The 12,547-nt window shown below is 69.2% G+C and carries 12 protein-coding genes; 6 read left to right on the top strand and 6 right to left on the bottom strand.

Annotated elements, in window-relative coordinates; all coding sequences use genetic code 11:
• Window positions 1–15 precede the first annotated feature (15 nt).
• Window positions 16–1,716, bottom strand: a complete 1,701-nt coding sequence (locus tag AC07PA_RS30940) for a flagellinolysin (protein ID WP_494609798.1) — start codon at window positions 1,714–1,716, stop codon at window positions 16–18.
• Between the two features lie 294 nt (window positions 1,717–2,010).
• Here AC07PA_RS30940 and AC07PA_RS30945 point away from each other — a divergent pair, with 294 nt between their 5' ends.
• The 3 genes from AC07PA_RS30945 to AC07PA_RS30955 all read left to right on the top strand — a co-directional run bounded on the left by AC07PA_RS30945 (window position 2,011) and on the right by AC07PA_RS30955 (window position 6,220).
• Complete coding sequence (locus AC07PA_RS30945) at window positions 2,011–3,285, top strand: MFS transporter (RefSeq protein WP_494609797.1); 1,275 nt, start codon at window positions 2,011–2,013, stop codon at window positions 3,283–3,285.
• A gap of 154 nt (window positions 3,286–3,439) precedes the next feature.
• On the top strand, window positions 3,440–5,005 hold the full coding sequence (locus AC07PA_RS30950; RefSeq protein ID WP_494609796.1) for a DUF1800 domain-containing protein: 1,566 nt from the start codon (window positions 3,440–3,442) through the stop codon (window positions 5,003–5,005).
• A gap of 12 nt (window positions 5,006–5,017) precedes the next feature.
• Entirely contained in the window at window positions 5,018–6,220 is a 1,203-nt protein-coding gene (locus AC07PA_RS30955) for a DUF1501 domain-containing protein (RefSeq protein ID WP_494609795.1), read from the top strand.
• A gap of 6 nt (window positions 6,221–6,226) precedes the next feature.
• Here AC07PA_RS30955 and AC07PA_RS30960 read toward each other — a convergent pair whose 3' ends face one another.
• Complete coding sequence (locus AC07PA_RS30960) at window positions 6,227–7,144, bottom strand: DHH family phosphoesterase (RefSeq protein ID WP_494609794.1); 918 nt, start codon at window positions 7,142–7,144, stop codon at window positions 6,227–6,229.
• A gap of 121 nt (window positions 7,145–7,265) precedes the next feature.
• Between AC07PA_RS30960 and AC07PA_RS30965 the strand changes: the two genes are divergently transcribed.
• Window positions 7,266–7,733 carry a tellurite resistance TerB family protein gene (locus tag AC07PA_RS30965; RefSeq protein ID WP_035205753.1) on the top strand — a complete coding sequence of 156 codons (468 nt, stop codon included), beginning with the start codon at window positions 7,266–7,268 and terminating at the stop codon, window positions 7,731–7,733.
• 182 nt (window positions 7,734–7,915) lie between these two features.
• On the opposite strand, the gene AC07PA_RS30970 is transcribed toward AC07PA_RS30965, so the two are convergent.
• From AC07PA_RS30970 to AC07PA_RS30985, 4 genes are all read right to left on the bottom strand, one after another.
• A complete protein-coding gene (locus tag AC07PA_RS30970; RefSeq protein WP_007858935.1) occupies window positions 7,916–8,251 on the bottom strand; it encodes an ankyrin repeat domain-containing protein in 336 nt (111 codons plus the stop codon).
• Between the two features lie 25 nt (window positions 8,252–8,276).
• Entirely contained in the window at window positions 8,277–8,936 is a 660-nt protein-coding gene (locus AC07PA_RS30975) for a tetratricopeptide repeat protein (protein ID WP_494609793.1), read from the bottom strand.
• Window positions 8,937–9,035: 99 nt separating this feature from the next.
• A complete protein-coding gene (locus AC07PA_RS30980) occupies window positions 9,036–9,665 on the bottom strand; it encodes a DUF6151 family protein (RefSeq protein WP_494655414.1) in 630 nt (209 codons plus the stop codon).
• 109 nt (window positions 9,666–9,774) lie between these two features.
• Window positions 9,775–10,503, bottom strand: coding sequence for an alpha/beta fold hydrolase (locus AC07PA_RS30985; RefSeq protein WP_007858940.1), 729 nt, complete (start codon window positions 10,501–10,503; stop codon window positions 9,775–9,777).
• A gap of 148 nt (window positions 10,504–10,651) precedes the next feature.
• On the opposite strand from AC07PA_RS30985, the gene AC07PA_RS30990 reads away from it, so the two are divergent.
• Both AC07PA_RS30990 and AC07PA_RS30995 read left to right on the top strand, forming a co-directional pair.
• Window positions 10,652–11,401: a pseudouridine synthase gene (locus AC07PA_RS30990; RefSeq protein WP_494609791.1), complete on the top strand. Its 750-nt coding sequence runs from the start codon at window positions 10,652–10,654 to the stop codon at window positions 11,399–11,401.
• Window positions 11,402–11,471: 70 nt separating this feature from the next.
• Entirely contained in the window at window positions 11,472–12,431 is a 960-nt protein-coding gene (locus AC07PA_RS30995; protein WP_494609790.1) for an NAD(P)H-dependent flavin oxidoreductase, read from the top strand.
• Window positions 12,432–12,547 lie beyond the last annotated feature (116 nt).

Here is a 12,547-nt window from a genome sequence, read left to right on the forward strand (position 1 = left end):
ACGCCCAGCCGCAGATCAGCGCAGCAACGCCAGCACGCCCTGCGGCAACTGGTTGGCCTGCGCCACCATGGCCGAGCCAGCCTGCTGCAGGATCTGCTGGCGGGCCAGCGTGGCGGTCTCGACCGCAAAGTCGGCATCGAGGATGCGCGAGCGGCTGGCCGACAGGTTCTCGCTGGTGTTGCCGAGGTTGGCCATGGCCGACTCCAGGCGCGAGGCCTGGGCCCCGATCACCGCGCGCTGGCTGTTGACGTAGTCGAGCGCCCGGTCCACCGCCACGATGGCCTGGGCGGGCGAGATGGTCACGTCCAGCGTGCTGCGCAGTCCCAGCGACGACAGGCCCATGGCGCCTATCGATGTTTCCAGGGTCTGGTTGGCATTGGCACCGATCTGGAAGACCTTGGTCGTCGTGCCGCCCCTGGACGTGGCGATGGTTTCGAAGGACTCTGCAAAGCCGTCGAGCACGTCGGTGCCCGAGCGGCTGCCGCTGTTGGGCACGGTGCTGGTGGCGGTCTTCACGTCGCCGCCGTCCACATCCTGCCCGCCGATGGCGCCGGTGTCGGCGTTGTTCAGGTCGAATCCACTGATGAAGGCCGCGCCGTTGGCGGCGAACTGCGTCTTGAAGTCGGCGGCGCTGGCAAACTGCCCCTGCGAGGCATTGGCCAGCGCCTGGTCGAGCGTGGAGCCGGGGTTGGCGCTCAGGTAGGTGAGCACGTCCTTCACGCCCTCGCCGCCCGCCCCCTTGATGCGGCTGTGCATGTAGCGCACGGCGGAATAGCTCGATGAGTAGAACTCGCTGGTGTTCGAGGGCCCGTTGATGGCGGCCACCACGGCGGGCAGCCCGACGTTGGCGATGTCGCCCTTGACGCGCTCGTCCGCCCCCTGGATGAACTCGGCCGTGCCCTCGGCAAACCACAGGTTGTTGCTGGTGATGTCCTGCCAGTTGGTGCTGCGCGCCATCACCGCGTGCACCATCTCGTGGGCGATGATGCGGTCGTTGTAGTACGGGGCGTTGCCCCCGTCGGGGAAATTGGGCGGCACGAAATCGGCCATGTCCACCTGCAGGGTCAGGTTGGTGCCGCGCCCCTGGCCATCGAAGCCCGTGGCCTGTACGTAAGCGGCCACTCCGCCCGCGCCATCGGTGTAGCCCGTGTACTTCACCGCCAGCGCCGCCCCGTCGGCCTTGATGCCGTAGAGCTTGCTGATCAAGGTCTCGCTGCTCTCCAGCCAGCTGCCCACGCTGGTCATGCCGTCGAACACGGCCAGCAGGCTGGCGTCCCCCACCAGGCTGCCGCGGCTGGGGTCGAACACGTTCATGCCATTGAACTGCGCCGTGCTGGCGGTGCGGTCGATTTCGGAGGCCAGCTGCGCCACCTCGGCCTGGATGGCCTGCCGGTCGCTGGCGCTGTAGCTGCCATTGGCGGCCTGCACGGCCAGTTCGCGGATGCGCTGCAGGCCCGAGGCAATGGTGCTGATGGCGCCCTCGGCCGTCTGCAGCAGGGAAATGCCGTCGTTGGCATTGCGCGCCGCCTGGTTCAGGCCGCGGATCTGGCTCGTGAAGCGTTCGGAAATGGCCAGGCCGGCGGCATCGTCCCGGGCGCTGTTGATGCGCAGGCCCGAGGACAGCCGCTGCAGGGAAGTCGCCAGAGCGCTCTGCCCCACGCTCAGGTGGCGCTGCGCGCTCAGCGACATCACATTGGTGTTGATGCTCAACGCCATGGCATGCCCGAAGAAGAACTCCTGACCGACCGAACAGGCAGGGCTGCGCACGCGCCGCCGCTGCCGGGGCTGGCCCCATGCCGGCCCCTTCTTTTTCGGTTATCGGCGGATGTAACAGGAACTTTCGGGTTTTTTTGGGGGCCAGTCGGTCAGGCAGCCTTCAGCAGCCCCGGCGCAAAGCCGGTAGCATCGAGCCCCCGGTACAAACCCTGATAGGCTGGCCTGGCACCGGCCGGCCCAGCGCAGCGTTCTGCGGCCCGCCCGCCCCGCGCCAGTCCCTTTTCCGCACCTCCCGTGTCCCAACCGTCCCCGACCTCCACCCCGCTCCCGGCAGGCCAGCCCGCTCCCAGCGTCTACCGCCATGGCGGCTTCCTGGCCTTCCTGTCCGCCCGCCTGATCGCCGTTTTCGCCACCCAGGTGCAGGCCGTGGTGGTGGCCTGGCAGGTGTACGACATCACGCGCGAACCGCTGGCCCTGGCCTACGTGGGGCTGGCGCAGTTTTTGCCCATGCTGTGCCTGCTGCTGCCGGCCGGCGACCTGATCGACCGCTTCGACCGCCGGCGCATCCTGGCCATCAGCTGGGCCGTGGGTGCCGTCTGCAGCGCGCTGCTGTGGTGGCTGTCGGGCCATGGCGCCACGGGCGTCCATGGCATCTACGCGGTGCTGGTGCTGTTCGGCTGTGCACGCGCCTTCTCGGGCCCGGCCATGCAGAGCCTGCTGCCGCAGATCGTGCCGCGCGAACAGCTGGCCCAGGCGATTGCCGCCAACAGCATGCTGATGCGTGCGGCCAGCATCGGCGGGCCGCTGCTGGGGGGCATGCTGTACGCCGTGGGCGGCGGCGAGCTGACCTATGCGCTGTGCTTCGTGTGCTTTGCGCTGGGCGCCTCGCTGCTGGCGCGCGTGGCCGTCCCCTACGCCATGCCCCCAGCGGCAGCGCAGGGCAGCATGTGGCAGCGCTTTGGCGCGGGCATCGGCTTCATCCGCTCGCGGCCCATCATCCTGGGTACCATTTCGCTGGACCTGTTCGCCGTGCTGCTGGGCGGCGTGGTGGCCCTGCTGCCCATCTACGCGCACGAGGTGCTGCACGTGGGCCCCGCCGGCCTGGGCGCGCTGCGCAGTGCCATGGCCGTGGGCGAGGTGGGTGCCGGGCTGTACCTGAGCATGCGGCCCTTCAACCGCAAGGTGGGGCAGACCATGTTCATCGCCGTGGCCATCTTCGGCGCAGCCAACCTGGTGTTCGCGCTGTCCACGCTGTTCTGGCTGTCGTTTGCGGCCCTGCTGGTGGCGGGCGCCGCCGACATGGTGAGCGTGTACATCCGCGGCGCGCTGGTGCAGTTCTCCACGCCCGACGAGATGCGCGGGCGCGTGAATGCGGTGAACATGCTGTTCATCGGCTCGTCCAACGAGCTGGGCGAGTTCCGCGCCGGCACCAGCGCCGCCTGGCTGGGCGTGGTGCCTGCTGCGGTGCTGGGCGGCATCTGCACGCTGGGCGTGGTGGGGGCGTGGACGCTGGGCTTCCAGCAGCTGCGCAAGGTGGACAAGTTCGAGGAAGCGGCGAAGGCCCGCTGAGCCTGCGCGCACGCCGTGCGCACAACTGCTCACAACCTGCAGGGCATTTGTTTCGCCCGCGTAAAACCCGCTAAAGGCCCTTGCCTTGGCCCGACAGCAGGCGCAGCATGGTGCCATCGCCCCGGCTTCGATGGGGTCGACGGAAGACCGCAGCATGCTCCTCCCTGGCGTTTTCTCCAGTTCCCCGATCAACCGCCGCCAGTGGCTGGCGCTGACTGCACTGGGCGCCTCGGCCAGCACCGTACCGGCCTGGGCCGCGGCGCCTTCCCTGGCTCCTTCGGACACCCCCGACGAGGCCTTGCGCGCACGCTGGATGGACCGCATCACCTGGGGCTGCACGGCCCAGGGGGCCCAGGCGCTGGCCGGCATGGGCCCGCAGGCATGGCTGACCGCCCAATTGCACGGCCCCGCCAGCGCGCCACTGCCGGCCGCGGCCCAGGCGCAGATCGACGCCATGGCCATCAGCCACACCCCATACGAGGCCCTGGCCCTGCAGATGGACGCGCGCCAGCGCGAGGCCCGCGCCCTGCCCACCGAGGACGAGCGCAAGGCCGCGCTGGAGGCCTGGCAGAAGGACATGCGCACGCTGCAGCGCGAGGCCAGCCAGCGCTTCGTGCTGCGTGCGCTGTACTCCCCGAGCCAGTTGCGCGAGAGGATGACCTGGTTCTGGATGAACCACTTCAACGTCTTCGCCGGCAAGGCCGACCTGCGTGCCAGCGTGGGCGACTACGAGGAGCGCGCCATACGCCCGCACGCGCTGGGGCGCTTTCGCGACCTGCTGGGCGCCGCCACGCGCCACCCCGCCATGCTGCGCTACCTGGACAATGCGCAGAATGCCGCCGGCCGCATCAACGAGAACCATGCGCGCGAGCTGATGGAGCTGCACACCCTGGGCGTGGGCGGCAGCTACAGCCAGCAGGACGTGCAGGAACTGGCGCGCGTGCTCACGGGCGTCGGCATCGGCATGCGCCCGCTGGACAGCGAGCCCCCGCGCATGAAGCCCGCGCTGCGCGCCCACTACGTGCGCCAGGGGCTGTTCGAGTTCAACCCCCAGCGCCATGACTGGGAGGCGAAGACCCTGCTGGGCCAACCCATCCGCGCCCAGGGCCTGGCCGAGCTGGACGAGGCCCTGGACCGCCTGGCCCGCCACCGCGCCACGGCCCGCTTCGTCACGCGCAAGCTGGCCGTCTACCTGGTGGGCGATGCGCCCCCGCCCGCGCTGCTCGACACCCTGGCCCGCACCTTCGAGCGCAGCGATGGCGACATCGCGGCCGTGCTGCAAGCGCTGTTCCAGTCCAGCGACTTCCAGGCCTCACTGGGCCAGCGCTTTCGCGACCCGGTGCAGTACCTGCTGGCCGGCGCGCGCCTGGTGCATGGCGAGCAGCCGGTGCTGGCCAGCACCGACCCGCTGCTCGGCTGGCTGCAGCGCCTGGCCGAGCCGCTGTATGGCCGCGCCACGCCAGACGGCTACCCGCTCGACGCGGCGACCTGGTCGGGCTCGGGCCAGATGAGCACGCGCTTCGAGGCGGCCCGCGTGCTCGGCGCGGGCGCCCTGGCACCGGGTGCTCGCACACCACCGCCCGCGCTGGCGCAAACGCCCTACCTGCGGCAGATCGATGCCACGCTGGCCCCCGCCACACGGGCCGCCCTGGTCCAGGCCCAGTCACCGCGCGAGTGGAACCTGTTGTTCCTCTCCTCCCCCGAATTCATGCACGGCTGAAGGAGCCCCCCCATGCTGCGACGCCACTGCCTGCAAGCCCTGGGCGCCAGCGCCCTGGGCCTGGCCACCGCCCAGGTGGCCGCCGCCCCGCGCGCGGGCGATGCACGCCTGCTCCTCGTCTTTCTGCGCGGCGGCTACGACTGCGCCAGCCTGCTTGTGCCCACCGGCAGCAGCTTCTATTACGAGAGCCGGCCGAATATCGCGATTGCCCGCCCCGGGCAGGAGGGTGGTGCGCTGGAACTCACCAGCGATTGGGGCCTGCACCCGGTGCTGGCCGATTCGATGCTGCCGCTGTACCAGCGCCGCGAGCTGGCCTTCGTGCCCTTTGCGGGCACGGACGACCTGTCGCGCAGCCATTTCGACACGCAGGACAGCATCGAGCTGGGCCAGCCCCTGGGTGGGCGGCGCGACTATGGCTCGGGCTTCCTGAACCGGCTGGCCGCCGAGCTCGGTGCCAGGCGCACCACGGCCGCCCCCATGGCCTTCACCAGCACCCTGCCGCTGGTGCTGCGCGGCACCGTGGACGTGCCCAACACGGCCTTGGCCGCTGCGGCCGGCAAGGCCGCCGTGGACGAGCGCCAGGCCGGGCTCATCGACATGATGTACCGCAGCACCCCCCTGGCCCGCCCCGTGGCCGAGGGCTTTGCCACCCAGGGCGAGGTGGCGCGCAGCATGCAGGGCGAGATGGACGCGGCCAGCCGCAATGCGCTGAGCACCCGGGGCTTCGAGGGCACGGCACGGCGCATGGCGCGGCTCATGCAGACGCGCTACCACCTGGGTTTTGTCGACGTGGGCGGGTGGGACACGCATGTGGGCCAGGGCAATGCCACGGGCGCGCTGGCCAACCGTTTCGAGGAGCTGGGCCGCGGCCTGGCCGGCTTTGCCGACGAGATGGGCACGGCCGCCTGGAAGAACACCGTGGTCGTGGTGGTCAGCGAGTTCGGCCGCACCTTCCGAGAAAATGGCAACCGCGGCACCGACCATGGCCACGGCACCGTGTTCTGGGTGCTGGGCGGCGGCGTGGCGGGCGGGCGCATGGCGGGCGAGCAGCAGGCGCTGAGCGCCGCCACGCTGTTCCAGGACCGCGACCACCCGGTGCTCAACGACTACCGCGCCGTGCTGGGCGGGCTGTTCGGGAGCATGTATGGGCTGAACGCCACGGCGCTGGCCCGGGTGTTCCCCGGGGCACGCGCAACGGACCTGCAGCTCGTCTGAGAACCGTCAGGCGTTCAGCACGCCGCTCAGCAGCTCAGGCAGGCGCTCGATCTTCATCTTGAAGCCGCAGGCCTGCGCGTGGCCGCCCCCGCCCATGCTTTCGGCCAGGGCGATGCAGTCGAAGTTGCGCTGCGAGCGCAGGCCCGCCTTCACGCCCTTGGCACCGGCGCTCCACATCAGCGCAAAGGTACCGGTCTGGGCCGAGAGGATGTCGCCCACCAGGCTGTGGAACATGCCGGGCGCGTTGACCATCAGGCCCTCGATGCCGTTGAACACCAGGGGCTGCGCGCCCTCGGCGATGTCGGCGCAGAGCTTCTTGTATTTCTCGTCCATGGCCGATCCGCGCGCCATGAAGGTTTTCAACGCTTCGGGCGTGAAGGAGGCAATCTCGCGCCAGCGCTCGAAGGTCTGGGTTTCCATGTCCAGCGCCGAGAGAAAGGCCGCGCTTTCCGGAAATTCCCATTTCCAGATGTCGCGGTCTTCCACGTACTGCAGCAGCGCGGGCACGGGCTGCTGCGGGTGGAAGAACTCCCAGGCCAGGCGTGCGCCCGACTTGTCCATGTCGAAATGCACCACACCGCAGCGGCAGGCAAAGCCGGTGAGCTTTTCGGCCGCGCTCTTGTGGTGGTCGAGCATCACCAGCCGTGCCGCGCGCTCGTCGATGGCCGCAAGGATCTCGGCCGAGAACGAGAAATCAAGGATGTAGACCGAGCGGCCGTCCAGGGCCGGCAGGTCGTCCACCGACTGCACGTCGCCATGGTCCAGCCCCAGGTACTCGGCCTTGTCGCCGTAGTACAGCCAGGCCGCGAGCGCGGCGCCAAAGCCGTCCGGGCAGTTGCGGCCGTGGTAGAGCACCAGGGGCGAGGAGTCGTTCACATCGGGGGCAACCAGCAGCTGCAGGGGAAGAATCGTTTTTTTCATCATTGCCGCCAATTGTCGCCGGGCTGCAAGACAGGGGGAACCAATACATTGCACCCGGGCTCCATCGGGCATGGCACGCAGCATCCTCTCGCGCATATTCCACCCCCACCCTTTTGGCCGGCACATGTTCCATACCCTCAAAGAACTGTTCGACAGCTTCACCGCCCCGTTCTCTCCCGAGGCCTCCCCTGCCGAGCGCGCGCATTCCGTGCAACTGGCCGCCGCCGTGCTGCTGGTGGAAGTGGTGCGCGCCGATGCCTCCATGGACGCCGCGGAACGCAATGCCATGGTCCGCGCCCTGCGCGAACGCTTCAGCCTGGCCGACGACGAGATCGAGCGCCTGGTCGAGCTGGCCGTGGACACGGCCAAGAGCGCCTACGACTACCAGCGCTTCACCGGCAACCTCAACGACCACTTCACCCAGCCGCAGAAGATCGAACTCGTCGAGGCGATGTGGCAGGTGGCCTATGCCGATGCCCGCCTGGACGAGAACGAGATGCACGCCATCAGCAAGGTCGCCGGGCTGCTGCACGTGACGCACGGCGAGTACATCGCCGCGAAGATGCGCGCCAAGGAAGCGGCTGGCGCCTGAGAGGCTGAGAGGCTGAGAGGCTGAGAGTCTTTCGTCCATGCCCGCTGTGCACGCCAAAACACCCCGGCTCGTCGTTGCAAATGCTCTCCATAGCCCAAGCTATGGCTGCGCTTTGCGCCTAGATCCAGTGCGTTTTGACAAGCCCCTCGGACACGGCTAGAAAATTCTCAGCCTCTGAGCCGCTATACCGGCAACCAGCGCCACCAGAATGGCGTGCGCACTTCGCGCGCGCCACGCGCTTGCAGCAGTTGCACGAACTCCTGGCGGCCATGGCGCCTGGCCGCCTGCAATGGCGTCATGTCATCGAACTCCGAGCGCAGCCCTGGATCCGCGCCGTTGTCCAGCAGGTAGCGCGCCATGGCATCGTGCCCGTGGACAAGGGCCGCCACCAGCGGCGTGCACAGGATCTCGGGGTGCTGGTAGTTGGGGTTCACGCCCGCGCTGATGTGGTGGCGCACCAGCGCCAGATCGCCGGCCACGGCGGCGGCATACATGTCTTTCCAATCGCCTGCGGACATGGGTAGGTTCTCCCTGCTTGAAAAATCAGCGTGGCTTGCGGTACTTGGCGGCGTACTCGGCAGCCAGCTTGCGCGCGGCCGCCTGGCCCTTGGCATCCAGGATGGACAGCAGCTGCGCCCGGTTCTTGATGGCCTGGGGTTCACCCGCACTGGCCGGCATATCGATCCAGGCAAAGGCCTGCACATAGTCCTGCGGCACGCCATGGCCCTGGGCAAAGAGCAGGCCGTACTCGTTCTGCGCGGCCAATGATCCGGCCTCCGCAGCCTTGCGGTACCAGTGCGCGGCCTTCTCGTGGCTCTGGGGAACACCCACGCCCATGCGGTAGGACTGGCCCAGGTCGAACTGCGCCTGCACGTCGCCCTTCTCGGCGGCCAGCGTGGCGTAGTGCTGCGCCCGCTGCATGTCCTGTGGCACGCCATCGCCCTTGGAGTACATGAGGCCCAGATTGGCCATGGAGGGCGTGTAGCCGGCGTCCGCCGCCTCGGTGAACAGCGCGGCGGCTTTCTTCACGTCCTTGCCCACGCCCTGGCCGGTGTAGTACAGGCTGGCCAGCATGTGCTTGCCGGCGGCGTCGCCGGCATTCGCCGCGGCGCTGAATTCCTTGAAGGCGGTGGCGTAGTCCCCCTTGCCGTAGGCGGCGATGCCATCGTTCACGGCAGCGAGGACAGTGGCGGAAAAGGACATGGCGGCAACTCCCAAGGTCAGGGCGGCAGCAAGGGCACGCGGGGTCAACATCGGCATCGGCTCCTTCGGCTGGTGGGGCGCATTCTGGCACGCCATGGACTATGCGGTGGCCTCCACCGCCGCCATCGCCCGGGCATGCTCGGCCGGGCTCAGCACCTGCACTACAGCGACCGGCACGCCCGCACCATCGAAGAACGGCGTGCGCCGGTAGCTGCCGGTCAGGCGCGATGCCGCTATGCGCGGCATGAAGCCCAGCAAGGCCTTGGCCTGCTTCCACCCACCCAGTCGGGGCGGCGTGCCGCCCTTGGCACCGGCCGTCTCCAGGTGCATCTGCACGGGCCGGAAGGCAGGCGGTGCCAGGGTTTCGCCACCCGGTGTGCGCAGGCAGCTGTGCACCAGGCCCACGTAGGGCATGCGCCAGTCGCGCCCGGTATTGGCCAGGGGCGTGTGGCAGCAGCGCGCGTACCAGCGCAGCAGGCCCTTGCCGGTCAGCGACACGCAGGCCAACTGGTCCGTGCCGCCCGTGAACGACACATGGCGCGCATGCGTGCCAACGACCTCGGTGCCTGCCAGGGCATCGAGCACCGCATCCGCCTGGCCCAGGTGGTGGGCATAGGCCTGGCAGTCGCGGCAGTAGCACACGGCGTGCAGGGCCGAGTGGGTATCGGCCACCTCGCCGGTGACCTGGCCGCACCGGCATTGGAAACGGTGGGGGTGCTGGTGGTTCATCATGTCTCTTTCTCCTCCCTTGGTGCTGGCACGTCTTTTTGATGAACCGAAAGCTTACCGCCCCTGCTGCCAGAATCTGTCAGCAGCGTTGGCCATGCCGCCCCAGGAATCACCCGCCTTGTGCCATTTGGTGGATGGTCAGTGCCAATCGATCGGGACACGAGAAGTAGGCCGAATGGCTCGCGTCGAGCGAGGCCACGCTGGCGCAGGGCGAGGCGGCCTGCATCTGCCGCTGCAGCGCAATCGTCACGGCCCGGTCCTGCGTGAGCTCGATGTAGTGCCGGCGCACCCGGCCATAGCGCTCGGGGGTGAGCTTCAGCCGCGTCAGCGCGGGCAGCGCGGGCTCCGGGGTGAGCAGGGCGCTGGCCAGGGCCACGTCGGCATCGGAGCAATCGGCGTACAACGTCTCCCGGTAGGCCTCGGGTGCCAGGCTGTCGGTGAGCGTGGCCCGGTGGATGCGCAGGTGCCTGCGCACCAGCGAATCGCGGTCCTGGCGGAAGAAGTCGGCCACGCGCTCACCGCTCTGGAGCAGATAGGCCGCCAGGTAGGCCACGCCCACCACCTTGCCGGGCCGCACCATCTCGGACACGGTGGAGGCGACGATGCCGCCCCGGCTGTGCGCGACGATGAAGACCGGGCCATCGAGCGCATCGACCAGCCGGCACACATGGCGCGCCATATCGGCCAGCGTGGTGCGCCCACGCGCCAGCCGCCAGTGGCGGCCATGGGCCGGCAGATCGGGCACGTGCACGCCGTGCCCTGCCGCTTGCAGGTGCGGCACGACCTTGTGCCAGCACCAGGCGCCGTGCCAGCTGCCGTGAAGGAGGACAATATTCATGGTGTTCAAGGGTTTTTTGCAAGCCGGAAGTGGTGAAATCAGCCCGCACGATAGGGGCCCTCACCGTTCGCGGCTCGCCATTTGCGGACCTGCGATTGCCCCGCGCCCTTCCCCATAGCCCCATCCCTCGCACCAGCATCCCCTCGCCATGGCCTCGCTCCACATCCTCTGGCGCGACGAGCACCTCGTCGCCGTCTACAAGCCTGCGGGCTGGCTGGTGCACCGCACGGGGCTCGATGCGGGCGAGACGCGCTTCGTGATGCAGACCCTGCGCGACCAGCTGGGCCAGCACGTGTTTCCCGTGCACCGGCTGGACAAGGGCACCTGCGGCGTGCTGGTGATGGCACTGCACAGCGATGCGGCGCGCGCGCTGTCGCAGGCCTTCGAGCACCAGGCCACGCACAAGCGCTACCTGGCCATGGTGCGCGGCTTTGCACCGGCTGCGGTGGAGGTGGACCACGCCCTCAAGCCCGACGACGCGCCGGCCGACGCGGCGGTGCAGGACGCGCACACGCGCTTTCGCACCCTGGCGCAGCTGACCCTGCCCGAGTCCAGCGACCCGCGCTTTGCCAGCACCCGCGCCTCGCTGGTGGAGGCCGTGCCCACCACCGGCCGGCGCCACCAGATCCGCCGGCACCTCAAGCACCTGGCCCACCCCATCATCGGCGATGCCACGCACGGCAAGGGACCGCTCAACCGCTGGTGGGCCGAGCGCCTGGGCCTGCAGCGGCTGTGGCTGCATGCCTGGCAGCTGCAGGTGCCGCACCCGGTGACGGGCGAGGCGCTGGTGTTCGACAGCGGCCTGCGGCTGGACACCGGCGCGGTCCAGGAGGCCGAGCCCACCGCCGACTGGCAGCGCCTGCTGGCCGGGAGGCCCTGGTCCACCACGGCCCCGTAACGCGGGCGACATGCGGCGGGCACAGTGCCCCGAATAATGGGTTTTCGCTAGAACAACGGAGACCGACCGCATGACCACCCCGACCACCAGCACAGGCAACCGCGTCCTGGCCCACACGGGCGCACGCTACCCCATCATCCAGGCGCCCATGGGCTGGATCGCGCGCACGCCATTGGCCTCGGCCGTCTCGCGCGCCGGCGGGCTGGGCATCATCGAGACCTCGTCGGGCGAAACCGCCAACTGCCAGGCCGAGATCACGAAGATGCGCGCGCTGGGCCTGCCCTTCGGCGTGAACCTGCCCATCCGCTTCCTCAAGGACGACGCCATGCTGCGTTTCGTCTGCGCCTCGGGCGTGAAGTTCGTCACCACCTCGGCCGGCAGCCCCGCCAAGTTCATCGCACCGCTCAAGGACGCCGGCATCACCGTCTACCACGCCGTGCCCACGCTGGAGGCCGCGCTCAAGTGCGTGGATGCCGGCATCGATGGCCTGGTGGTCGAGGGCGGCGAGGGCGGCGGGTTCAAGAACCCTGAAGAGGTCTCCACGCTGGTCCTGCTGCAGGCCATCCGCGCACGGGTCGATGTGCCGCTGGTCGCCGCCGGCGGCATCTGCGACGGGCGCGGCATGGCCGCGGCCTTTGCCCTCGGCGCCGAGGCGGTGCAGATGGGCACGCGCTTCGTGAGCTGCGCCGAAAGCCCGGTGCACGCCAACTACAAGAACGCCATCGTGGGCGCGACCACCACCGGCACCTGGATGCTCAACACCCGCGCCAGCCCGTGCATCCGTGCGCTCAAGTCCGAGCGCACCGCGGCCATCCACGCCGCCGGGCTGATGCCGGCCGACAGCTTCGAGGGCATCCAGCGCGTGTACTTCGACGGCGACATGGAGGCGGCGCCTGCGCTGGCGGGGCAGACGGCGGGGTTGATCGATGGGGTGAAGACGGCGCAGGAGATCATTGACGATACGGTGGCGGAGTTTTTTGCGATCACTGCGCGCTTGGGTGCTATGGGGGTGGCGCGGGCGTTTGGCTGACGTTCGAGTCGTGCCAATAGTTGCTGCGGTGGTTGTGTTGAGGGCGGAGGCCGGGGTGTGCGCCCGGCGGCGCACCTACCTTCTTTTGCTTCGCCAAAAGAACGTAGGCCAAGAAA

The organism is Acidovorax sp. GW821-FHT09B03, assembly GCF_059418305.1.

What these genes read in the sequence shown, in the direction of transcription:
- AC07PA_RS30950 (WP_494609796.1), top strand. Translation starts at nt 3,440, where the DNA reads ATGCTCCTCCCTGGCGTTTTCTCCAGTTCCCCGATCAACCGCCGCCAG.
- AC07PA_RS30940 (WP_494609798.1), bottom strand. Translation starts at nt 1,716, where the DNA reads ATGGCGTTGAGCATCAACACCAATGTGATGTCGCTGAGCGCGCAGCGC.
- AC07PA_RS30955 (WP_494609795.1), top strand. Translation starts at nt 5,018, where the DNA reads ATGCTGCGACGCCACTGCCTGCAAGCCCTGGGCGCCAGCGCCCTGGGC.
- AC07PA_RS30985 (WP_007858940.1), bottom strand. Translation starts at nt 10,503, where the DNA reads ATGAATATTGTCCTCCTTCACGGCAGCTGGCACGGCGCCTGGTGCTGG.
- AC07PA_RS30995 (WP_494609790.1), top strand. Translation starts at nt 11,472, where the DNA reads ATGACCACCCCGACCACCAGCACAGGCAACCGCGTCCTGGCCCACACG.
- AC07PA_RS30975 (WP_494609793.1), bottom strand. Translation starts at nt 8,936, where the DNA reads ATGTCCTTTTCCGCCACTGTCCTCGCTGCCGTGAACGATGGCATCGCC.
- AC07PA_RS30965 (WP_035205753.1), top strand. Translation starts at nt 7,266, where the DNA reads ATGTTCCATACCCTCAAAGAACTGTTCGACAGCTTCACCGCCCCGTTC.
- AC07PA_RS30980 (WP_494655414.1), bottom strand. Translation starts at nt 9,665, where the DNA reads ATGAACCACCAGCACCCCCACCGTTTCCAATGCCGGTGCGGCCAGGTC.
- AC07PA_RS30970 (WP_007858935.1), bottom strand. Translation starts at nt 8,251, where the DNA reads ATGTCCGCAGGCGATTGGAAAGACATGTATGCCGCCGCCGTGGCCGGC.
- AC07PA_RS30990 (WP_494609791.1), top strand. Translation starts at nt 10,652, where the DNA reads ATGGCCTCGCTCCACATCCTCTGGCGCGACGAGCACCTCGTCGCCGTC.
- AC07PA_RS30960 (WP_494609794.1), bottom strand. Translation starts at nt 7,144, where the DNA reads ATGATGAAAAAAACGATTCTTCCCCTGCAGCTGCTGGTTGCCCCCGAT.